We start from the raw sequence: 22,950 nt of genomic DNA on the forward strand, positions 1-22,950 counted from the left end.
GGATCTAAAAATAACGTCCAGCCGAGCCAATGACAATCACAATTAAACCAAGAATGAGATTTGCTCGTACAAATTTACGAATTTTATCCAGTTCATTGGCTGAAGCAATCCAATCATGTTCGGCAACTGCCCATTTAAGTTTTCTGAATGGGTTAAAAAACACATGCATGAACAATAAAATCATAAATATGCCAAGTAACAGCATGATATGCACATGAACTCCGACCGCACCCATACCACCCATCATAAACAGCATTCCGAATCCGGTAATCAAAATGGTTACCACGGATGCCCAGACCCATGGAAAAAACCGTTTAAAAACATTGGCCCATAGCGGAAAGCGTTGTTGCGGTTCAAGTAATGTGGCGGCTACAGGGCGTAAAAACATAAAAGCGAAAAATAATCCGCCCACCCAAATGACTGAAGCCAGTAAATGTAAACTTATTGCAATGCCCATAATAATCTCTCTAATTTGTTATCGTTCTAATGGGAATGCCAGCAATTCTCTGCTGCCATTCTTGAGGACCGGTTTGGTGTATTGAGCGGCCTTGACTATCGACTGCCACGGTGACTGGCATATTCTCAACATAGAATTCACGAACGGCCTCCATGCCAAGTTCTTCAAAGGCGACCAATCGTGAAGATTTAATCGCTTTTGAAACCAGATAAGCAGCGCCGCCCACGGCAATCAGATAGGTTGATTGATATTTTTTAATCAAATCGATAGTTTGTTCACCACGCTCAGCTTTACCTATCATGCCTAACAGACCGGTTTTAGCCAGCATGGTTTCTGTGAATTTATCCATCCGGGTTGCTGTGGTGGGCCCGGCTGGACCAACAATTTCATTTTTAACCGGATCCACTGGGCCAACGTAATAAATAAATCGATTATGAAAATCCAGGCCATCAGGCAGCGGCTCACCTCGATCCAACAGGTCGGCAATTTTTTTATGTGCGGCATCACGACCGGTTAAAAAATGGCCGGTCAGTAATAATGTATCACCCGGTTGCCATTGTTTAATTTCCTCATGCGTCACCGTATCAAGATTGATATGTCGGGTGTTTTCCGCAGCTTGCCAGGTAATTTGTGGCCAGTCATTTAAAGAGGGAGGGGTAAAAGTAGCCGGGCCAGAACCATCCAGCATGAAATGCACATGTCGGGTAGCAGCACAGTTGGGAATCATTGCCACCGGTAATGAGGCGGCATGCGTTGGATAGTCCTTGATTTTGATATCCAGAACAGTGGTGAGACCACCTAAACCTTGTGCACCAATGCCCAGATTGTTGACCTTTTCATATAATTCAACACGCAGCTTTTCAGTGGCTGTTTGCGGGCCGCGGTCAATCAAGTCCTGAATATCAATATCTTCCATCAGACTTTGTTTGGCCATCAGCATGGCTTTTTCGGCAGTACCACCAATGCCAATACCCAACATACCCGGCGGACACCAGCCCGCACCCATTTGGGGAACGGTTTCCAGCACCCAGTCCACCAGACTGTCACTTGGGTTCAAAATGGTGAATTTGGCTTTGTTTTCGCTGCCGCCACCTTTGGCGGCAATATCAATTTCTATCTTATCGCCCGGCACCAGTTCAGTATAAATCACCGCAGGTGTGTTATCGCCGGTGTTTTTACGACTGCCAATTGGATCAGCAACGATAGAGGCACGCAGCACATTATCCGGATGTTGATAAGCTTGTCGTACACCTTCATTAACCATATCTTCCAGACTTTGGTCGGTATGCCATTGCACTTGCATGCCGACCTTGAGGAAGATATTAACGATGCCGGTATCCTGACAAATCGGTCGGTTGTTTTCGGCACACATACGCGAGTTCACCAGAATCTGTGCAATAGCATCCTTGGCAGCCGGAGATTGCTCACGCTCATAGGCTTTGCTCATCGCCTGAATAAAATCCCTGGGATGATAATTGGCAATAAATTGCAGCGCATCAGCGATGCTTTGCACAAAGTCCTGTTGGTGAATCACAGTCATATTTATTGTGCTAACTTTTGTTGAATTGCCGTAAGGACATTGTCCAAAGCGAACTCATCCGCTTCGCCTGAAGCACGGTGTTTATATTCAATCACCCCGTTGTCCATACCGCGTTCGCCCAGAATCAGACGATGTGGAATTCCGATAAGCTCCATATCGGCAAAGGCCACACCAGGACGCAAGCCACGATCATCAAGCAACACATCAACACCGGCAGCCAATAACTGCTGATATATTTCTTCAGCTTTGTCACGTACACGTTGTGATTTATGCGCATTGACCGGTACCAATACCACTTCGAATGGTGCAATCGCCTGTGGCCAGATAATGCCATTTTCGTCGTTGTTTTGTTCAATGGTTGCAGCCACCACACGCGAAACCCCAATACCGTAACAGCCCATGGTAATCACCTGGGATTGTCCGGTTTCGGTTAACACCACGGCATTCAATTTACTGCTGTAGTTTTCTCCGAGCTGGAAGATATGACCGACTTCAATACCGCGGGCAATTTCCAAAGTGCCTTGACCATCAGGACTAGGATCGCCTGCCACAACATTACGTAAGTCGGCTGTTTCAGGTTCCGGGCAGTCACGTCCCCAATTCACGCCGGTCAGATGTTTTTCATCTTCATTGGCACCGCAAACAAAATCAGCAATATGTGCAGCCGCATGATCAACCACCATCGGAATGGTCAGCCCGACTGGACCGATAGAACCAATATTGGCACCAGTGGCTTCATGAACCTGTTCCGGAGTGACAAAGGTCAAAGGAGCAGCAATTAATGGATGTTTTTCTGCTTTGATTTCATTGAGTTCATGATCGCCTCGTAATACCAAAGCGACAACGCTGTTTTTCTCAGCGCCTTCTACCAGCAGTGTTTTCAAACATTGAGATGCGGGTACTTTCAAAAAGTTACTGACATCTTCAATGGTATGTTTTTGCGGCGTATCGACACTTTGCATAGTGGCAGATGCTGCAGGACGAGCAGCGGTTGGTTTGACAGCTTCAGCTAATTCGACATTAGCGGCATAGTCGCTACCGTTACTGAATGCAATGGCATCTTCACCGGAACTGGCCAACACGTGGAATTCATGTGAAGCATTTCCGCCAATACTGCCGGTATCGGCCAGCACTGCACGGAAATTCAAACCAATACGCTGAAAAATACGCGTGTAAGTCGCGTACATATCATCATAGGTTTGCTGCAAAGATGCCTGATCCACATGGAAGGAATAGGCATCTTTCATCAGAAACTCGCGGGCACGCATCAAGCCAAAACGTGGACGGATTTCATCACGGAATTTGGTTTGGATCTGATAGAAATTGACTGGTAATTGCTTGTAGCTGCGAATTTCCTGACGCACCAGATCAGTAATGACTTCTTCGTGAGTCGGGCCGTAGCAGAATTCACGTTGATGACGATCGGTAATACGTAATAATTCAGGACCATATTTTTCCCAGCGCTGGCTTTCCTGCCACAATTCAGCCGGTTGCACCGAAGGCATCAATACTTCCTGAGCACCGGCTTTATTCATTTCCTCGCGTACAATCGCTTCGGTTTTACGCAACACCCGCAAGCCCATCGGCAACCAGGTATACAGACCCGATGCGAGTCGGCGTATTAACCCGGCGCGAAGCATCAGTTGATGGCTGACGATTTCGGCGTCTGCAGGGGTTTCTTTTAAGGTGGAAATAAGAAGCTTCGAAGTACGCATGGAAAACGTGATTCCTGTTATTTGTTGTTATTGAATTAAAAACTGCGCCGAGAATATCGCGGCGCAGTCAGGTTTGGTTAGAAAGTACTGTGATCCCAGCCCCAGTTTTGCCGTTCGGAGTCGGTCATGCTGATATAAATCCGGCTGCCACTGACACCGATTTGATCTTCAATCATTGAACATAAAGCATCTGAAAAGGCTTTACGATCACTGGGCAAACCTAAGGACCGGTAATCCAAAATCGCTGTAGGTTCGGTGCTGCCGCCAAATGACATGGCTGTTTTCGATTCTACTGCGATCATCACATAACTCTCTGGTTTGCCAGAGGCCTGTGCGACGGTTTTGCTGGCGGCTTTTAATAAGCCTGCTTCATCATTAATAGGCTGATTGGTCACAATATTTAAGTAGGGCATGGTTAATTCTCCTGTTCGCAGAATTGCTTAACTTGCTGTTGTAATGTGCTTATTTTTTCCTGTCTTTCGACTTCGGTAGGACGGGTAACATTACCTTGTGGGTCCATTACACGTCTGCCGGGGTTATCCTGATACTGCTGTAAATTGTATCGGGCAACACGACAGTTTTCTTCCACAATGGCGGCCAGTTGTTGCGCTTGTTGTTGTTTTAGTTGCTCTTCAGAACGGGCTTTATCTGTCGCCTGCTGCTGTTCGATCAGTAACTCAATTTCTTTTTGCGCCGCTTCAGGATTCATTGATGGAGGAGGCGGGGTATCCATCTTTTCATAAGGTTTGCCGATAGGAGGGGTTTGTGAATAGATAACCTCACCATCATCATCAATCCATTTGTAAGCATCCGCCTGAACTGCCATGGCAAATACTAAAGCAAGACAGCAACTGCTTAATTGCGGTATAAACATCACGGATACCTAATCAAATAAATCATTATTCTACGCCAAAGCATCATTTCATAAAATGTCTGATCAATCTGTTCGTTTCGAGTTGAAAATCCCAGTGCAGCAAGGCTCAGCAAATGCCATCGATTTGTTGGCGGAACGCTGTGAATTGTCGCGACAGCAAATCAAGCTGGCAATGAGCAAAGGTGCCGTCTGGTTACAGAAAGGCAAGCGAACGCAACGCTTAAGACGGGCCACCAAAACCTTGGCTGCGGGGGAAGTGTTAAGTATTTATTACGATAAGCGTTTATTGGATCAAATTCCTGAGCCGCCAACGCTGTTGCATGATTTTGGTGTTTACAGTGTGTGGTTTAAACCGGCAGGCATGCTGGCGCAAGGTACAGAGTGGGGCGATCACTGCAGTTTGCTGCGTGTCTCCGAATTAGCTTTTGATAAACCTCGACAAAGTTTTCTGGTGCAACGTCTGGATCGGGAAGCGTTTGGATTGATGATTATCGCTCATCAGCAAAAAGCAGCGGCACAGCTATCCACGCTGTTTCAACAGCGAAAGATTGAAAAGCACTATGAGATTCAGGTCGACGGTGAGGTTGAATGGCAAAAACTGATGGTGAATACCCCTCTGGATGGCAAGCACGCCGTCAGCCATTTTGAAAAACGTACATATGATGCCGGGCGAAACCGGACACTGCTGGATGTGTCTATAGAAACGGGTCGGATGCATCAAATTCGCCGTCATTGTGCCTCAATAGGCCATCCGGTTAGTGGTGATACTCGGTATGGTAAAAAGACTGATGATGGGTTGCAGCTGAAAGCCTGTCGACTGGCATTTAACTGTCCAGTTACCTTTAAAAAACAAAGCTTTAGTTGTTAATTACGTTGACAGTGATTTTTTTGCGGCGTAAAGATCTGCTATCGACTTCAGCGGAGATTTCAGATGAGCTTTTCTGAACCACAGCGTGTCCAGCAGCCCGAGCATGGCTGTGTTGATGGTGATGATGATCGCCGACGCTACCAGCGTCGTCAGAAGAAAGAACGGCGAGAACTGATACGTTTTGATTTAAATCACGTTAAACGACGATCAGGTCAGGATCGCCGAGTCATACCTGGTAAGCAGAACGGAACAGGGAAATAGCATTAAGACGGATCAGCTAATCGCATGATGCGGCCAATGTAAATACTTTGAGAGATACCTCTGGCGGCCAGGAAAATAATTAAAGCTGCCCAAAGTCCATGATTGCCATAAGGCTGCAGCAGATAAAAAGCCGGTAGATAACAACAGAATGCTGCAAACAGCATGGTATTACGCATTTCCCGACTGCGGGTCGCTCCGACAAACAGACCATCCAGTAAATATGACCAGACGGCAATCAGCGGCGCGATAATCACCCAGACAAGATACATGCTGGCAAACTCGATCACCGCATCAATACCGGTTAACAGTCGAATAATCCATTGACCGAACAATAGATAGCCCAGCGAAAACAGTATTGCCATCAATATTGACCAGAACGCTGTCAAAATAAGTGCTCTTTTCAACATGGCCGGTGATTTACGGCCTATAGCTTTACCAGTCAATGCCTCTGTCGCATTGGCAAACCCATCCAAAACAAAGGCCATGAAGGTTATAAAGTTCAGCAATACGCTGTTGGCAGCCAATACGGTATCGCCCTGACGTGCTCCCTGGGTGGTGAACAGCGCAAAGCAACTGATCAATAAAAAAGTTCTGATCATCACATTGCCATGCACATGTAAGCCATGGCGACTTTGTTGCAGTACCTTTTTAGTCAGCGATAACCGAATACCGGCTTTATTCAGCCCATAATGTCTGAGTAAAAGCAGTCCGACCAGCAAGCCAGTGTATTCAGCAATAACCGATGCCAATGCAACACCATCAACATCCATGCCCAAGCCCATGACAAACAAGGCATCCAGCACAATGTTGGTAATGTTAATCACCAGCACCATCAACAAAGCGGCTTTTGATGCTTCGCGACCGATAAGCCAGCCTAAAATGGCATAGTTAATTAATGTCGCTGGGGCGCTCCAGATACGGATGTCAAAATACACGGCGGCAAAATATTCGACATCATCGCTGCTGCTAACCAGATGCAAAGCCAAATCGCGAATGGGGACTTGTATCAGCAGTAAGATCAGAGCAATCATCAAAGCCAGCCAGATGGACTGCATTAATACAGCCTGCATTTTTGCACTACTATTTTCGCCGTAGGCCTGTGAAGTCAGACCGGTGGTGGCCATTCTAAGAAAACCAAAACCCCAGAAAACAAAGGTAAAAATCATACTGCCAATCGCCACGGCACCCAGATAATGGGCTGCACTGAGGTGACCAACCATGGCGGTATCTACCATGCCCAGCAGCGGGGTAGAGATATTGGCAATGATCATTGGGCCGGCAATATGCCAAACTTGGCGGTGGGTTACAGTGTGATTCGACAATTTAATATCCGTTAAAAGACCCGTTTAGTGTAGTCGGGTTAGGCTTTAAACAATCTTCAGCTTGGAAAGCAGCATGATTTTAGCGAAAAAAAGCAGCATAACCCATGAATGTGAAGCCAATGTGGATTGAATGGCTGAGTTATGCCGCTGCTGGCATGGTGGCAGGTACCCTTGCCGGGCTTTTTGGTATTGGTGGCGGACTAGTCATTGTTCCTGTGTTGGTCTGGTTGTTCAGCAAACAGGGTTTGCCCAATGAATATCTGATTCATATAGCGGTGGCGACTTCGTTGATGACGATTATCGTGACCTCGATGTCGTCGATATTTGCTCACTGGCGGATGGGTAATATCTCACCACTGGCAGTGCGCAGATTAGTACCTGGACTGATTATTGGCGGATTTAGCGGTGCATTACTGGCTAGTGTTATCAGTGGCGAAAAGTTGCAAACATTCTTTGCCATATTTGCTTTGCTCATGGCGATACGCATCTGGTTGCCAAATTCAAAAGCATCCTATCCCGTATTATTGAATAGGCTGCCTGCAACGGTTTGTGGTTTATTCAGTGGCATTATCAGTGCCTTGGTAGGTATTGGCGGCGGAACATTAATTGTCCCTTATCTGCTGATGGCTCGTCTCAGTATTCAACAGGCGATTGGTTCTGCAGCGTGCAGTGGTTTGCCTATTGCCATTGCAGGGGTTATCGGTTTTATCGTGTTTGCTCCCGATGAACTAAACCAACAAGCAGGATGGCAAACAGGATTTGTGCATTGGCAGGCATTTATCGGCATTATTATCACCAGCATATTTTTTGCCCAAATCGGAGCAAGAATCGCCAAAAAAATACCTTCACATTGGCTGCGTCGTATGTTTTCTTTGTTGCTGATTAGTGTGGCCGTGTATTTTTTCAGTCGATAGTAAAAGTGACTTCAGCTTTGATGGCGGCGTGGTTTCTTTTATAATTGCCGGGTTTCGTTTCTATCCTAATCATTATATTGGAGCAATCGCTTTATGAACCTCGACCGAGTCGGCCCTGGCAGCAACCTGCCTGAAGATATCAATGTCATCATCGAAATTCCCGCAAACGCTAATCCGGTCAAATATGAAGTTGATAAAGCAACCGGTGCGCTGTTTGTTGATCGTTTTATGAACACGGCCATGTTCTATCCAGCCAACTATGGCTATGTACCGAATACTTTGTCTGATGATGGAGATCCGGTTGATGTATTGGTCATCACGCCATTCCCATTGATTAATGGTTGTGTGGTTGCATGCCGTCCGGTTGGTATGTTGAAAATGACCGATGAAAAGGGCGAAGACGCCAAAGTCGTTGCTGTTCCACACGACAAAATGTATGACCATGTTAAAGATATCAACGATGTACCTGAATTTTTGCTGAATCAGATTGCGCATTTCTTTGAACATTACAAAGACCTGGAAAAAAACAAATGGGTCAAAATTGAAGGTTGGGCAGGAATTGATGCCGCTAAACAGGAAATTCTCGACAGTGTTACACGTTACCAAAATGATGCGAAATAACGATTATTGAATCAATTGATCAACCTGTTTTTGCATGCGGCGAGCTGACGTAAGTCAGTTCGCCGTTTGTCATTTTACGATTGGGAAAAAACATGACACAGATAATTGTTCAGGGTCCTCAATTAACTCGGGAACTGGCTGTTGAAATTGCTGAAAAATTAGCCGGTGAATGCCATTGGCAGAATCGTTATGCATTGATTGAAAATACCCAGCATGCCGATTTGACGATGTTACGGCAGCAGTATCCGGTAGATATTAATGTGTTGCCGGCAGAGTTTGTTGCCGAGGATTGCCGGCTGATCGTGATGGATATGGATTCCACCCTGATCAATATCGAATGCATAGATGAAATTGCTGACTTTATGTCGATAAAGCCACAAGTAGCAGCGATTACTGAAGCTGCCATGCGAGGCGAAATTGATTTCGAAACCTCGCTCAAACAACGGGTAGCGTTGTTAAAAGGTTTGCCTGTAGAAATGCTGGATAGAGTTTATAACGAACGGCTGATGCTCAATCCTGGTGCAGAGCTGATGTTAAAAACGGTGCAACAGGCTGGAATTAAAACAGCGTTGGTATCGGGTGGTTTCACTTTTTTTACCGATAAGCTTAAAAAACGGCTGAATCTCGACTTTACTCAGGCTAATGTATTGTCTGAGGCAAACGGATACCTTACTGGTGAAATAACCGGTGCTATATGTGGCGCACAAGCCAAAGCCGATTTTTTATTGGCACGTTGCGATGAACTTGGCATTAGTCCTCAGCAAGCGATTGCTATGGGTGATGGTGCAAATGACTTGTTAATGATGGCCTGTGCAGGATTGAGTGTCGCTTATCATGCCAAACCCAAAGTGCAGGAAGCGGCAGATACCGCATTAAATTTCTGTGGTCTTGACGGAGTGTTGGGGCTATTGCAACAAGCTTAATCAAAAGCGTAATCTTGAATTAACTGCAGATGCCCCCATCTGCTAAAACTAACCAATGAAGAGGTAACAACGATGGATATTATGGAGCGTATTAAACAGGCTATTGAATCAAACCCGGTAATCCTGTTTATGAAAGGAACCCCCGAGTTTCCACAATGTGGATTTTCCAGTCGCTCATCGCAAGCACTGACTGCCTGTGGCGCAGAATTTGCTTATGTCAATGTACTGGCTGACCCGGAAGTACGTGAAAATCTTCACCGTTATGCTGACTGGCCAACCTTTCCACAACTATATATCAACGGTGAATTAGTCGGTGGATGTGACATTATTATGGAACTGTACGAGAACGGCGAGCTCAAACAAATGGTCGAAGCAGCGAGTTGATTTTTGCCATGGCAAACAAACGTGATCAAGATTGGCAGGCCGAGCACGATTTTGCGGTTGCGCCATCTAAACCTGAATTAAAACAGCCACCCAAATATCGGGTGATCATGATGAATGATGACTACACGCCAATGGATTTTGTGGTGGAAGTGTTGGAAACCTTGTTCGATATGGGGCGTGAACGTGCCACACGAACCATGTTACAAGTGCACACAGAAGGACAGGCCTTATGCGGTATCTTTACATTCGAGATTGCTGAGGCCAAAGTGGAACAAGTGAACAGTTATGCCCAAAGACATGGGCATCCTTTACAGTGCACCATGGAACAGGATTGAGATGGCTGCAACGACAATAGGCGGATAGCAATATGCTGAGTAAAGAACTTGAACACACGCTGAGTCAGGCATTCAACTATGCTCGACAAAGATCCCATGAATTTCTGACTGTTGAACATTTATTGTTAGCCCTGTTGGAAAATGGACAGGCGCTGGCGGTGCTCAAGGCCTGTGAGGTGGATATCAACGCCTTGCGTCAGGACCTGACCGATTTTCTCGCTGATAACCTGCCAACCTTGGCTGAAGACAGTGATCGTGAAACTCAGCCAACTCTGGCTTTCCAACGGATTCTGCAACGGGCAGTAATGCACGTACAATCTTCTGGTGGCGAAGAAGTGACCGGAGCCAACGTGCTGGTTTCAATTTTCTCCGAGCAGCAATCTCAAGCGGTTTATTTATTGCAGAAGCAGGATGTCAGTCGACTCGATGTGGTCAATGCCATCAGTCATGGCAGCATTGAGAACCTGGCCGAAGAAACTAAAAGTGAAAAGATTGAAGTTGAAGACGGCAATTCAGAAAGTAAAAGCCCGTTGGCGTTATACGCTACAAACCTTAATGCTGAAGCCAAATTGGGTCGTATTGATCCGTTAATCGGCCGTGCCAATGAGATTGAACGGACTTTGCAGGTGTTATGCCGCCGCCGTAAAAACAATCCATTATTTGTCGGTGAAGCTGGTGTCGGTAAAACTGCATTGGCGGAAGGTCTTGCCAAACGTATTGTCGATGGTGAAGTACCTGAAGTGCTGGAACACTCGGTTGTTTATTCTTTGGATATGGGCGCACTGGTCGCCGGAACCAAATATCGTGGTGATTTTGAAAAACGACTGAAAGGTCTGCTGCGTGAAATTAAACAGCAGGAACATGCCATTCTGTTTATTGATGAAATCCATACCATGATTGGTGCTGGCAGTGCCGGCAACAGTGCAATGGATGCAGCCAACTTGCTGAAACCTTTATTAGCTAATGGTGAGTTGAAGTGCATTGGCTCTACCACTTATCAGGAATATCGCAATATTTTTGAACATGACCGTGCTTTGGCACGTCGTTTTCAGAAAATTGATGTGCCTGAACCATCAGTGGCTGAAACCATTGAAATTCTTAAAGGCCTCAAACCAGGTTTAGAGCTGCATCACAATGTGCGTTATTCAAATGCAGCTATTGAACAGGCTGCAGAACTGGCTGCCCGTCATATCAATGACCGTTATTTGCCGGACAAAGCGATTGATGTATTGGATGAAGTTGGTGCCGCGCAACGTATTTTGCCAAAGTCCAAACGCAAAAAAATGATTGGTGTCAGTGATGTACAACAGATCGTCGCCAAGATTGCCCGCATTCCTGCCAAAACGGTCAGTAATGCCGATAAAGACAATCTGCGTAATCTTGAGCCAAATCTGAAACACGTTATTTTCGGTCAGGATGATGCGATTTCGGCATTAAGCTCAGCCATTAAAATGGCTCGTTCCGGTTTAGGACATCCTGAAAAACCAACCGGTGCGTTCCTGTTTGCCGGACCAACTGGGGTGGGTAAAACGGAAGTCACCCGTCAGTTAGCGCATATTCTTGGCGTTGAACTGATTCGCTTTGATATGTCTGAATATATGGAACCGCATACGGTGTCTCGCCTGATTGGTGCGCCTCCTGGTTATGTGGGTTTTGATCAGGGCGGATTGTTGACCGACGCGATTATCAAACAACCACATGCGGTATTGCTGTTGGACGAGATTGAAAAAGCCCATCCTGATGTGTTTAACCTGTTATTGCAGGTCATGGATCACGGAACCTTAACGGATAATAACGGCCGTAAAGCCGATTTCCGCCATGTGGTATTGGTGATGACCAGTAATGCCGGTGCTCAGGAAATGGGGCGTAGTTCGATTGGCTTTACTAAGCAGGAACATCATATGGATGGTACGGAAGCATTAAAACGTGCTTTCTCGCCAGAGTTCCGTAATCGTCTGGATGGCATTATTCAATTCAAACCACTCACCAAAGAAGCGATTCTGCGGGTTGCAGATAAAGCGGTGCTTGAACTGGAGATGTTATTGCAGGATAAAAACGTCACCATTGAAATTGATAATGATGCGCGTGAATGGCTGGCGGAGCATGGCTACGATGTACAGATGGGAGCCAGACCAATGGCACGACTGGTACAGGAAAAAATCAAACGTCCGTTGGCTGATGAGTTATTGTTTGGTCAGTTAAGCGACGGTGGTCATGTGCGAGTTATTCTGAAAAATGATGAGCTGGTGTTGGATATTGTCAAAGAAACAGCATCTGTCTAAAACCACGATGAAGCCCAGTAGTTACGGCTACCGGGTTTTTTTATGCCTGAATTTTGAGAATCCCGGAAATTTGGTGAATTAAATCATGCAAGTTATTCACTTGTTTCACAAATTCTTCACATCTACATATAACATATGTCGCTAACTAACTGATTCTGTTTGCTCTATTGGTAACTCGTTGAAATTTAACGAATAAAACGATCTGATTGTTTTTTAACCATTTTGAGCAGAGTCCTTAAATATGAACAGCTTAGCGACTAACTCCAAAGTTAAACACAGAGTTATCCACAGAAATTGTGAGTAACTTTACCGTTTGATGACACAGCAAAATCCACGCCAAAACCACTGTAAATGCTTCAGAGTTCAATACCTTTCTGAGCGCGAATACCATCGCGAAACGCATGTTTAACATCGTCAATCCGGCTGACGGTATCTGAGGCTTCGATCACGCTATCGGGTGCGCCGCGACCGGTGATAATGACGTGCTGCATCGCGGGACGTGCAGCGATATCGGCCAGCACTTTGTCGGCATCGAGATATTTCATTTTCAGGACAATATTCAGTTCATCCAGCAGAATTACGTTAATACTATCGTCCTGTAACATGGTTTTCACGATCTCCCAGCCGGCTTCAGCAGAGGCTTTGTCCTGCTCCAGATTCTGGGTGTCCCAGGTAAAACCATCACCGACTACGTGATAACTAACCTGCTCTGGAAAGCGACGATAAAAGGCTTCTTCACCGGTACTCATTGCACCTTTGATAAATTGCACAATGCCAGTCTTCATATCATGGCCTAATGCCCGGGCAATCATGCCAAAACCGGATGAGCTTTTGCCTTTGCCGTTACCAGTTATACACAACAACAGGCCTTTATCTCTGGTGGCTTTCTGAATTTTCTGATCGACGACTTCTTTATGGCGCTGCATGCGATCTTTATGGCGTTGGCTTTTCTCTGAATCAGTCATAACTTTCCTAAAATAAAACAAAAAATATCAGCAAGACGGTTTCCAGCAGTTCAACCATTGCACCTGCGGTATCGCCGGTAAAACCGTTTAAACGTCGCTCCATCATATAACGCAGCAGTAAAAACACGGCCAAGGCAAACAGCAGGGCGTATAAGCCAATGCTAAAGAATGCTATCAGGCTCACTGCCAGTAATAGCCTTCGGGTATACGTTGCCGACTGTTGTTGTTTGAGAATACTGCCAAGACCCTGCGGGCGCACATAATCAGTAGTCAAAAACAATAATGGCAGAGCTGTGCGAGCCAGTATCACAGACCAGATTAATGCCGCCCAGTTCTGCTGCGTGAGTAAAACAGTCAACATGACAAATTTCAGCAGCAACACCAACACAAGGGTGGCAACGGCAATCGGGCCTGCTGCCGGATCTTTCATAATGCTTAAGGTTCTGGATTTATTACCAATGCCGCCCAGCCAGGCATCAGCACTGTCAGCCAAGCCATCTAGGTGTAAGGCTCCAGTGATGGTTACCCAGACTGCTAATACCAGAATGGCAGTGACCATAGGCGATTGAGAGCTAAGGCTCCATGCCAAAATGCTTAAAACAATACCGATCAGCAAGCCAACCACTGGATAAAATAGTAGTGAGCGTCCAATATCTTGCTCTGAAAATGTATCCTGCAATCTGACCGGCACAATAGTCAGAAACTGAATGGCTATCAGCAGCGGTGTCCACATCAGCTGATCGCTCCGGCAATCGCGGCTTCTTCAAAAGTGGCCATTTGATTGTGCAGAGCACAGGCCATTCTTAATAACGGCACCACCACCGCTGCGCCACTGGCCTCGCCAAGCCGCATTTGAAAGTTCAGCAAGGGTTGTGCTTCAAGTGCTTTTAAGACTACGCCATGGCCTGGTTCGGCGCTATGATGACTGAACAGAAACCACGCCTGGCTTCCCGGACAAATCCGTTCTGCACATAAAGCGGCGACGCTACTGATAAATCCATCAATAATCACCGGCAAACCTAATTTGGCACAGTGCAGATAGCTGCCCACCATTGCAGCAATTTCAAAACCGCCCAGATAACGCAATATGCTTAAGGGCGAATCCAAATGGTCTTTATGTAATAACAAGGCTTCGCTGATGATTTTGGCTTTATGTGAAACACCTTCAGCATTTAAACCTGTTCCGGGGCCGGCTAATTGTTCTGCGGGTAGATTCAATAATGCACAGGCCATAGCACTGGCTGCCGTGGTATTACCAATGCCCATATCACCGGCGATATAAAGCTGCGTGCCGTTCTGCAGACAGCATTCCACATTATGTTGGCCAATAAGCAAGGCTTGTTCGCATTCGGCCTCACTCATTGCAGCTTGCTGATGAAAATTGGCCGTGCCATTGGCAATGCGTTGATCCTGCACGCCTTTGATTGCTTCCAACTCGGTAACAGTGCCGACATTGATCACATCAAGTGACGCTGTTAACTGCTTGGCCAATACGCTGATAGCTGCGCCACCGGAGGCAAAGTTACGAATCATCGCGGACGTTACCGATTGTGGATAGGCCGAAATATTTTCTGCCATCACACCATGATCAGCGGCATAAACGGTGATATGTACATGATCGGCTTGTGGTGGCGTGCCTTGCATGGCTGCAAGCTGCACAGCCAAATGTTCAAGTTGACCTAATGAGCCCGCCGGTTTGGTCAGCTGGCTTTGGCGAGTTAACGCTGCATCTGCAGCATTTTGGTCAATCGTTTTGGCAGGTAATGTTAACCATTGGGTGAAGTCGATCATTCAGTTTCCTTTCAAAGCGTGCGGCAAACCTGCCACGGTAAGGATGACATTATCCATCAGCACAGCGAGCTGTTGATGCAGGCGGCCAGCTTCATCACAAAAACGGCGGGTCAATTCGCCCATCGGCACAATGCCCATACTGGTTTCATTACTCACCAGAATGATGTCAGCCTGCAGAGTTGGCAGAGTTTCAAGTAATTTTTGGATTTCAGTAGTTAATAAACTTTCGTCATCAGCGAGCAGCAAATTAGTCAGCCATAAGGTCAGACAATCCACCAAAATGCATTTATTCTCGTCATCCTGTTGTTGTAGGACAGCGGCCAGATGCAGCGGTACTTCAACAGTGGTCCAGTGAGCAGGGCGCTGCTGTTGGTGAACCGCGATGCGTTGCTGCATTTCTTTGTCCTCAGCGCGCGCCGTGGCTATGTAGCAAACAGCTAATTCGCTTTGAATGGCACGTTGTTCGGCCAACCGGCTTTTTCCGGATTTTACACCGCCAAGGATCAGGGTTTTAGCCATGGTCTGCCTTTAAAATATTCAATAACTCAGTTGTATCCATATGTTGTTCAACCATTGCTGCCAGCCGTTCGATATCTGCTTCACGCTGGGCATGATAATCCGGGCTGCTGACATGATTTAGCCCAGCCCATTGCAACAAGGCATTGCAGCTCTGTGGTTGTTCAAACAAGCCGTGCAGATAGGTGCCGATAATCTGCCCGTCGTCACTTATCGCCCCATCCAGGCCATGTGACAACTGTAGCAGCGGACGCAATAAGGCTTTGCCTTCACTGACACCTGCGTGAATTTCATAGCCACTGATGGGCGCATTATTTAATAGCAGTTGCCCCTGATTCTGCCGCAGTTGTTTTTCAGAGTGCAGGGTAGTGTGCATATCCAGTAACCCCAATCCTTGTTTCGAGCTGCCGGGCGCACTTTCAACGCCATGCGGATCGTCAATCTGTTGCCCCAGCATTTGAAAACCGCCACAGATACCGAGTAGCTTGCCGCCATAACGCAGGTGTTTTGCAATTGCTTCTGGCCAGCCTTGTTTTTCCAGCCAAAGCAGATCAGCACTGACATGTTTGCTACCCGGCAGAATAATCAGATCGGCCGGCGGAATTGGCGAATCCGGGCCAATAAACTGCAAATTCACTTGGGGGTGCAACCGCAACGGATCCAGATCGGTATGGTTACTGATACGTGGCAGCACAGGCACGATAACGTTTAAAACATTTTCAGCTTTTTTCACCTGTGTAGTATTAATCGCATCCTCGGCCTCCAGATGCAGGCCATGCAGATAGGGTAAAACGCCCAATACCGGTTTACCGGTGCGTTGCTCCAGCCAGTCGAGACCAGACTGCAACAGGCTGATATCACCGCGAAAGCGGTTAATTACAAAGCCTTTAACCCGTTGCTGCTCAGAGGCTGAGAGCAGATCTAACGTGCCGACCAAATGGGCAAATACACCACCGCGATCGATATCGGCGACCAAAATCACCGGACAATCCACCGCTTCAGCAAAGCCCATATTAGCAATATCGCGATCCCGCAGATTGATCTCAGCCGGAGAACCGGCACCTTCCACTATGACCACATCATATTGTTTTGACAGACGAGTATGTGATTCCAGCACCGCGGCCATCGCGGTTTGTTTATAGTCGTGATAAAACCGCGCATCCATATTAGCGATAGCCTTGCCATGGATAATCACCTGCGCGCCGGTATCACTGTTGGGTTTCAGTAATACCGGATTCATATCAATATGTGGCGGCAGATGACAGGCTTGTGCCTGTACCGCCTGAGCACGGCCAATCTCCCCACCATCAGCCGTGACCGCACTGTTCAAGGCCATATTTTGCGGTTTGAAAGGCACAACCGAATAATCCTGATTCACCAGCCAACGGCAAAGCGCTGTGACCAAGGTGCTTTTGCCGGCATCAGAGGTTGTACCTTGCACCATCAGAGTTTTAGCTATCATGAGTGCATGACCTGTTGCAGAGCAGTTTCCAGTCGTAACCAGTCGACTTCAGTAGCAGGCAGCCCGAAGCGTATAGCGGATGGCTTATCAAATAACCTGCACAGGATGCCTTGTTCAGCTAACTGATGATGGATTTGCGAAGCCTTATCCGTTTTAACCCATTGAAATAAAGCACCGCCACCGGTGGGGGGGAGTTGATATGTACGCAGCAGTTCTTCCAGGCGTTGGGCATTTTGGGGCAGGTACTGGCGTGATTGCTGCTGCCAGCTTTTATCGGCCAGCGCCTGACTGGCAATCCATCGAGATGCTGAAGCAATGGGCCATGGTCCGAGTTTTTCAGCGATTAGGGATAATAACTCGGGATGGGTGATGACAAAGCCGACACGCAAACCGGCCAGACCAAAAAACTTTCCTAATGAACGTAAAACGATTAATCCCGGCTGAACCGGAAACTGTGCCAGGCTCTGATCTGGCGTGATATCGATAAATGCCTCATCCACAATCAACCAGCCTCCACGCGTTTGCAAGCGCTTATGCCAGTCCAATAAACGGTCTGAGCTGAAGGTTTCTCCTGTCGGATTATTGGGATTAACGACAATAACCACATCAAACTGCTCGATCTGTTGATCCAGTTCAATGCTTTCCAGTGCCACGACTTCGTGGCCCGCCTGTTGCCAACAGTGGCGATGCTCTTCATAGGCAGGTGAGACAATAGCGACGCGACAAGCAGATCTTAAGCTTGGTAATGCCTGTATGGCAGCCTGAGAGCCGGCAACCGGCAGAATAGACTGGCATTGATAATAAGCCATGGCCTTAGCAACTAAATCATCTTCATTTTCAGGCAGTCTGGCCCACAGTGCTGCCGGAATAAACTCCGGTACCGGCCAGCCATGCGGATTTATGCCGGTAGAGAGATCCAGCCAATCATTGGTCGCGATGCCATATTGTTTGGCATAGGCATGAATTCGACCACCATGATTAAGCATAAATGATTCCCGTAATAATGCCTGTAACGGTCAGCCACAACAGCACACTTTTAAACACTAAACTTAAAGCACGTTGAATATCGATCGCTTCAGCCGGATTTGATGTGCCAAGCTGTGGACGTTGATGCCATTCACCGTGATAGCAGGCAGCCCCACCAAGTTGTACATTCAATGCTCCAGCACCACTAGCCATCACCGGTCCGGCATTTGGACTGTCCCATAAAGGGGCTTGCTGTCGCCAACAAGCCAAAGCTTTACGGCTATTGCCCAGCAATGCATAGCTTAGCGCGGTGAGTCTGGCTGGAACATAATTGAGAGCATCATCCAGTCGGGCAGCTGCTTTGCCAAAGTAGAAAAATCGCGGTGTCCGATAGCCCCACATAGCATCCAAAGTATTAACCAAACGATAGGTAACTGCACCTGCAGCACCGGCGATTGCAAACCAGAAAAGTGTGCCAAAAACCGCGTCATTACCATTTTCCAGTACTGATTCAATGGTCGCTTTGTTGACATCAATATGCTCTTTATCACGACTGACAATGCGGCTGGTGAGGGTTTTGGCCTGCTCAATATCACCTTGCTGCATGGCTTGCAGAATAGGCCGCGCATGATCAAACAGGCTACGATGGCCAAGACACAAGGTTAATACCACGATGGAAAATACCGTGCCCCAGACAGCAATCTGGCTGATAAAAAAGCTAATAACTGCAAAGGGAACAACGCAAAGCAACATGGCCAGCAGACCAAAAATAAATTGCCTGAACACAGGATGATTGCTCTGGTTAAACCGATATTCCAGTTTATTTGTAAGCAAACCAAAGCCCACCAATGGGTGCAGGCGTTTTGGTTCACCAACCAGCCAGTCCAGAATTAACGCAGATAACATGATAATAAAGCTCATGATTTGGTTGTGACGTCCCAACGGTTCTCAAATATCAGCTCATGCAACGGCTGACGTTGTCGCCAGTTTTCTTGCTCCAGCATTGGTTGTTGATAAAATTTATCAACATGGCCCAGGCAGAGAATGGCTACCGGGCAGGCACCATCAGGAATCGCCAGTAAATCCGCTAATTGTTTGGGATCAAACAAGGATACCCAGCCCATGCCTAAACCCTCGGCGCGTGCGGCCAGCCACATATTTTGGATAGCACAGGACACAGAGGCCAGATCCATTTCCGGTAGCGTACGACGGCCAAAAATATGCGATTCACGTTTATCCATCAGTGACATAACAATCACTTCGGCACAGTCCTTGATGCCTTCAACTTTCAGCTGCAAAAATTCAGTTTCGCGTTCACCCAACGCTTTTGCCGTTTCCAGTCGTTCTTGTTCAACCAGTTGATAAATGGCGTGCCGTAGATTTTGATCAGTAATACGAATCATCCGCCACGGTTGCATCAGCCCGACACTGGGTGCTTGCCAGGCCGCATGAAATAGCCGTTGCAACATATCTGGATCGATAGGATCAGCAATAAAATGCCGCATATCGCGTCTTTCACCAATGGCGCGGTACACCGCTGCCCGATCCTGTTTATTAAACTGATATTTATCAAGGCTCATGGCTTAAACCATTGGGCGATAAGTGCTGGGCTGGATGGGAAATAAAAATGGATATAGCTGGCGGTCAGCCGTTGTTGTTGAAACACCGCTTCACTGACTTTATTGCTGTTTGGACACTCACTATAGGCGGCAGCTGCTGGCTGGTTTTCCAATAACGAATGATGATAAGTGTGGCCACGCAGGGTGTGTGCATCGATTCTGACTTCTTGCAACGCCAGTGCGGTCAGCCTGGCTTGTAATTTGGCAGTGGCATCGAGCACACCACACATTTCCGCTTGATGACCATGTTTATCGGTCAATGATTTACATAAATAAAGCATGCCGCCACATTCAGCCAGAACCGGTTTGTTAGCGCTAATGTGCTCACAGATCGCCTGACGCATCGACAGATTATGGCTGAGCGTTTCCAGATGTAATTCGGGATAGCCGCCGGGTAGATAAAGGCTGTCTACATCAGGCAGTGTTGAATCAGTTAACGGTGAAAAAAACACCAATTCAGCGCCCATCGCTGTTAAACAATCCAGATTGGCCTGATAGATAAAAGCAAATGCGGCATCCTTTGCCACGCCAATCCGAATGCCTTTTAACAGTAATGGCAGAGCCTCAGCTGGCTCGATGTGAATCTCGCATTGAGGTAAAGCAAAATCAGGATTAGTGACCAGACTATCGGCCAGGCTATCCAGCCGTTGACTTAAATCATGGAGTTCATCTGCCTGAACCAAACCCAGATATCGGCTTGGCAGACTCTCGGTTTGACGAGGCATGGTTGCCAGGCAAGGCAGGTTGACAGGCAAATCAGCGGTGAGCATTTCAGCATGTCTGCTGCTGCCGACACGGTTCGCCAGAACGCCTGCCAGATGAACATCCTGACGAAAGTTGGCCAGGCCAAACGCCAGCGCAGCAAATGTCTGTGCCATGGCACTGGCATCGATTACGGCTAAGACCGGAATATCCAAAATGGCTGCCAGATCGGCGGTGGATGGCGCACCATCAAACAAGCCCATCACGCCTTCAATCAGAATGATATCTGCCTGTACAGCGGCGTCAGTAAGCAACTGTCTGGTGTGGTTTTCACCAACCATCCATAAATCAATTTGATAAACCGGAAAACCCGAGGCGTAGGACAGAATCATTGGGTCCAGAAAATCTGGACCCACTTTGAATATCCGAACCTGTTTACCCTGACGCCGGTAATGCCATGCCAAAGTGGCGGTAATAGTGGTTTTACCTTGCCCCGAGGCGGGTGCAGCAATTATCAGCGCAGCGCAGGTATGCGACTGCATCGACATTAATGTGGCTGGTTGCTGCGTTGGCTCAAATTAGCAAAACGGAAGCTGATATGAATCACCGCGGCAACGGCAATGTAAAAGCTCAATTTACTCAGGTTGCCTGGATAGGACTGCACAAAGCGTGACATATGTTCTACCAGAGTCGGGTCGGTATAACGACCGGAGAACCAGTAAAAGCCACCGCCGCTGAACAGGCCGGCAACTGCAGTAACGGTCACCACTGTCAGTGCAAGCGTAAACAGAGCGGCCCAGTTAAATTGGTATTTGGATTGAAGCCAGCGACCTGCCAGCCATAAGCTGCCGTAAGCCGGTAATAAAAAGCCGTAGGCAGGGGAGACACAGAAGTTACTCGCACCACCTATGTAAACTGACATCAAATCGAGCGTAACAGCAAGCGCCAAAAACGCTGGAAACCATAGTTTAGAAGCCAGATAGAAGCCTGCCAGCATGAATACCGCCCAGGAAGCGCTGGGTAATACATTGATATCGGCAAAATGATGACCGCGAGTCATCACCATGAGTAAAGCCAGAAGCGCAGCCACGATCAGTTGCTGACGTTGAGATAATAACGACATTGAGTTCTCCGATGTGCCCACCCGCACAACATGGTTAATTGCATTTTTTCGCCGCAAGGCAAGTACATTTCAGGCCGGTCTCCGGACTCATGAGTGGCGTTGTCACCCGCTGAACACCTTCCCGTACTAGGGCTTGTTGATCTTTCAGAGCCACCACTGCTGGAGGCTATTTTTTCGTCCAACAAGGCGGAAATGATGCGATGTAGTTGTTCTACATAAGTCATTTCCAACGCCGTAGGGCGGAAAAATAGTCCCAGCCCTGCGGGTTGTGAAAGAGCAACAAGCCCTAAGACAGTGGCTTAAACGTTCAGCATAAACTCATTTACCGTTGCGGGGGCAGTGTCGGGTTTATCCAATGTGTGGCTGCACCGACTTCCCGTTTCATCACTTTCGCGACACCTGAAACTGCCGACAGAATAAGGATTAGCAAGCTATATTGTCAATTTGGAAATCATTTATTGCCCTTATCAGGTTTGACGATAAGTCAAGAGAGATTTAAGATGCGCGCCTCTTCAGGTGCTTTGATATCCATCAGAGTTAAACGGGAAGTTGGTGCAAAACCAACACTGCCCCCGCAACGGTAAACGTTGAAAATACATCCAATCAGCCACTGCGATTAATCGTGGGAAGGCGGATGTACTGGCGCAAGCCACAACGTGAGTCCGGAGACCGGCCTGAAGTTAATCACAACCGAATCGCGTTGTGTGACTTTATTAATCCGGATCGCGGGTGAGCGTATCCCTAGGAGACAATATGAAATCTTCAACAAAGGCCATGCCTTTGCGTGTTTGTGCACGGCTGACTTTGGCTGCACTGGCTACTTCCACCTTCTCTGTGGCAGCTCTGGCTGAACAGGAATCTCTTGATGCAATAACCATTACGGCAAACCGTATGCCCACCGAAAATGCGTTGGCACCCAATACTGTTATTACCCGTGCGGATATTGATCGATTGCAAATCAATGATTTACCAACCTTGCTGTCACGGTTTCCTGGCATTGATATGACCAATAGCGGAGGGCTAGGTAAAGCCAGCAGTATTTATCTTCGTGGCACCAATGCAGGACATGTTTTAGTGCTGGTGGACGGGGTGAAATGGCATTCTGCAACATCAGGAACAGCAGCCTTTCAAGACTTCCCAGTAAATCAAATTGAACGTATAGAAATCGTACGCGGACCTCGCTCAGGTTTATATGGATCGGAAGCTATCGGGGGTGTTATTCATATTATTACCCGACAAGGGAAAAACCAGGATCCAACTCCATACGCCTCTGTGGGAATAGGCAGTCATAATACAAAACAGGCCAGTGG

The 22,950-nt window shown here is 47.3% G+C and carries 25 protein-coding genes and 2 riboswitches; of the genes, 9 read left to right on the top strand and 16 right to left on the bottom strand.

Going from position 1 to position 22,950, the window contains the following annotated elements; all coding sequences use genetic code 11:
* Positions 1-4: 4 nt before the first annotated feature.
* From Q7V21_RS14985 to Q7V21_RS15005, 5 genes are all read right to left on the bottom strand, one after another.
* Positions 5-457, bottom strand: a complete 453-nt coding sequence (locus Q7V21_RS14985; protein ID WP_304918052.1) for a CopD family protein — start codon at positions 455-457, stop codon at positions 5-7.
* 10 nt (positions 458-467) lie between these two features.
* The gene (locus Q7V21_RS14990) at positions 468-1,997 is read right to left on the bottom strand and encodes a fumarate hydratase (protein ID WP_304918053.1); all 1,530 of its coding nucleotides are present in this window, start codon (positions 1,995-1,997) and stop codon (positions 468-470) included.
* 2 nt (positions 1,998-1,999) lie between these two features.
* Entirely contained in the window at positions 2,000-3,712 is a 1,713-nt protein-coding gene (locus Q7V21_RS14995) for a proline--tRNA ligase (protein WP_304918054.1), read from the bottom strand.
* A 77-nt stretch (positions 3,713-3,789) separates the two neighbouring features.
* On the bottom strand, positions 3,790-4,125 hold the full coding sequence (locus tag Q7V21_RS15000) for a phenylpyruvate tautomerase MIF-related protein (RefSeq protein WP_304918055.1): 336 nt from the start codon (positions 4,123-4,125) through the stop codon (positions 3,790-3,792).
* 2 nt (positions 4,126-4,127) lie between these two features.
* On the bottom strand, positions 4,128-4,586 hold the full coding sequence (locus tag Q7V21_RS15005; RefSeq protein ID WP_304918056.1) for a DUF4124 domain-containing protein: 459 nt from the start codon (positions 4,584-4,586) through the stop codon (positions 4,128-4,130).
* 55 nt (positions 4,587-4,641) lie between these two features.
* Between Q7V21_RS15005 and Q7V21_RS15010 the strand changes: the two genes are divergently transcribed.
* Both Q7V21_RS15010 and Q7V21_RS15015 read left to right on the top strand, forming a co-directional pair.
* Positions 4,642-5,454, top strand: coding sequence for an RluA family pseudouridine synthase (locus Q7V21_RS15010; protein ID WP_304918057.1), 813 nt, complete (start codon positions 4,642-4,644; stop codon positions 5,452-5,454).
* Positions 5,455-5,517: 63 nt separating this feature from the next.
* Complete coding sequence (locus Q7V21_RS15015) at positions 5,518-5,715, top strand: hypothetical protein (RefSeq protein ID WP_304918058.1); 198 nt, start codon at positions 5,518-5,520, stop codon at positions 5,713-5,715.
* A 2-nt stretch (positions 5,716-5,717) separates the two neighbouring features.
* Here the strand turns inward: Q7V21_RS15015 and Q7V21_RS15020 are convergent, their stop codons facing one another.
* The gene (locus Q7V21_RS15020) at positions 5,718-7,037 is read right to left on the bottom strand and encodes an MATE family efflux transporter (protein ID WP_304918059.1); all 1,320 of its coding nucleotides are present in this window, start codon (positions 7,035-7,037) and stop codon (positions 5,718-5,720) included.
* A 104-nt stretch (positions 7,038-7,141) separates the two neighbouring features.
* On the opposite strand from Q7V21_RS15020, the gene Q7V21_RS15025 reads away from it, so the two are divergent.
* The 6 genes from Q7V21_RS15025 (at position 7,142) to clpA (ending at position 12,496) form a co-directional block, all read left to right on the top strand.
* On the top strand, positions 7,142-7,951 hold the full coding sequence (locus Q7V21_RS15025) for a sulfite exporter TauE/SafE family protein (RefSeq protein WP_304918060.1): 810 nt from the start codon (positions 7,142-7,144) through the stop codon (positions 7,949-7,951).
* 93 nt (positions 7,952-8,044) lie between these two features.
* A complete protein-coding gene (ppa, locus tag Q7V21_RS15030; RefSeq protein WP_304918061.1) occupies positions 8,045-8,572 on the top strand; it encodes an inorganic diphosphatase in 528 nt (175 codons plus the stop codon).
* Positions 8,573-8,664: 92 nt separating this feature from the next.
* On the top strand, positions 8,665-9,495 hold the full coding sequence (gene serB / locus Q7V21_RS15035) for a phosphoserine phosphatase SerB (protein WP_304918062.1): 831 nt from the start codon (positions 8,665-8,667) through the stop codon (positions 9,493-9,495).
* 72 nt (positions 9,496-9,567) lie between these two features.
* Positions 9,568-9,879, top strand: coding sequence for a Grx4 family monothiol glutaredoxin (gene grxD / locus Q7V21_RS15040; RefSeq protein ID WP_069296039.1), 312 nt, complete (start codon positions 9,568-9,570; stop codon positions 9,877-9,879).
* Positions 9,880-9,887: 8 nt separating this feature from the next.
* Entirely contained in the window at positions 9,888-10,214 is a 327-nt protein-coding gene (clpS, locus tag Q7V21_RS15045; protein ID WP_304918063.1) for an ATP-dependent Clp protease adapter ClpS, read from the top strand.
* Positions 10,215-10,246: 32 nt separating this feature from the next.
* Positions 10,247-12,496, top strand: coding sequence for an ATP-dependent Clp protease ATP-binding subunit ClpA (gene clpA / locus Q7V21_RS15050; RefSeq protein ID WP_304918064.1), 2,250 nt, complete (start codon positions 10,247-10,249; stop codon positions 12,494-12,496).
* Between the two features lie 356 nt (positions 12,497-12,852).
* On the opposite strand, the gene cobO is transcribed toward clpA, so the two are convergent.
* From cobO to Q7V21_RS15100, 10 genes are read right to left on the bottom strand one after another with little or no spacing between them, the layout of a single operon-like run.
* On the bottom strand, positions 12,853-13,461 hold the full coding sequence (gene cobO, locus Q7V21_RS15055; protein ID WP_304918065.1) for a cob(I)yrinic acid a,c-diamide adenosyltransferase: 609 nt from the start codon (positions 13,459-13,461) through the stop codon (positions 12,853-12,855).
* Between the two features lie 7 nt (positions 13,462-13,468).
* Positions 13,469-14,194, bottom strand: a complete 726-nt coding sequence (locus tag Q7V21_RS15060) for an adenosylcobinamide-GDP ribazoletransferase (RefSeq protein WP_304918066.1) — start codon at positions 14,192-14,194, stop codon at positions 13,469-13,471.
* Complete coding sequence (gene cobT, locus Q7V21_RS15065; protein WP_304918067.1) at positions 14,194-15,252, bottom strand: nicotinate-nucleotide--dimethylbenzimidazole phosphoribosyltransferase; 1,059 nt, start codon at positions 15,250-15,252, stop codon at positions 14,194-14,196. Before cobT ends, Q7V21_RS15060 begins: the two co-directional genes overlap by 1 nt.
* Positions 15,253-15,771 (bottom strand): bifunctional adenosylcobinamide kinase/adenosylcobinamide-phosphate guanylyltransferase, encoded by a 519-nt coding sequence (gene cobU / locus Q7V21_RS15070; RefSeq protein WP_304918068.1) that lies wholly within the window; start codon positions 15,769-15,771, stop codon positions 15,253-15,255.
* On the bottom strand, positions 15,764-17,230 hold the full coding sequence (locus Q7V21_RS15075) for a cobyric acid synthase (RefSeq protein WP_304918069.1): 1,467 nt from the start codon (positions 17,228-17,230) through the stop codon (positions 15,764-15,766). Before Q7V21_RS15075 ends, cobU begins: the two co-directional genes overlap by 8 nt.
* Positions 17,227-18,216 (bottom strand): threonine-phosphate decarboxylase CobD, encoded by a 990-nt coding sequence (gene cobD, locus Q7V21_RS15080; RefSeq protein ID WP_304918070.1) that lies wholly within the window; start codon positions 18,214-18,216, stop codon positions 17,227-17,229. Before cobD ends, Q7V21_RS15075 begins: the two co-directional genes overlap by 4 nt.
* Positions 18,209-19,117, bottom strand: a complete 909-nt coding sequence (gene cbiB, locus Q7V21_RS15085; RefSeq protein WP_304918071.1) for an adenosylcobinamide-phosphate synthase CbiB — start codon at positions 19,115-19,117, stop codon at positions 18,209-18,211. The genes cobD and cbiB overlap by 8 nt, the downstream gene beginning before the upstream one ends.
* The gene (gene bluB / locus Q7V21_RS15090; RefSeq protein WP_304918072.1) at positions 19,114-19,776 is read right to left on the bottom strand and encodes a 5,6-dimethylbenzimidazole synthase; all 663 of its coding nucleotides are present in this window, start codon (positions 19,774-19,776) and stop codon (positions 19,114-19,116) included. Before bluB ends, cbiB begins: the two co-directional genes overlap by 4 nt.
* Positions 19,773-21,065: a cobyrinate a,c-diamide synthase gene (locus tag Q7V21_RS15095; protein ID WP_304918073.1), complete on the bottom strand. Its 1,293-nt coding sequence runs from the start codon at positions 21,063-21,065 to the stop codon at positions 19,773-19,775. The genes bluB and Q7V21_RS15095 overlap by 4 nt, the downstream gene beginning before the upstream one ends.
* Positions 21,065-21,640: a hypothetical protein gene (locus tag Q7V21_RS15100; RefSeq protein ID WP_304918074.1), complete on the bottom strand. Its 576-nt coding sequence runs from the start codon at positions 21,638-21,640 to the stop codon at positions 21,065-21,067. The genes Q7V21_RS15095 and Q7V21_RS15100 overlap by 1 nt, the downstream gene beginning before the upstream one ends.
* 54 nt (positions 21,641-21,694) lie before the next feature.
* Positions 21,695-22,058, bottom strand: a riboswitch (cobalamin riboswitch).
* Positions 22,059-22,137: 79 nt separating this feature from the next.
* A riboswitch (cobalamin riboswitch) is annotated at positions 22,138-22,333 on the top strand.
* 60 nt (positions 22,334-22,393) lie between these two features.
* Here Q7V21_RS15100 and Q7V21_RS15105 point away from each other — a divergent pair.
* A partial coding sequence (locus Q7V21_RS15105) for a TonB-dependent receptor plug domain-containing protein (RefSeq protein WP_304918075.1) occupies positions 22,394-22,950 on the top strand: 557 nt, incomplete at its 3' end.

The organism is Methylophaga sp., from assembly GCF_030651745.1.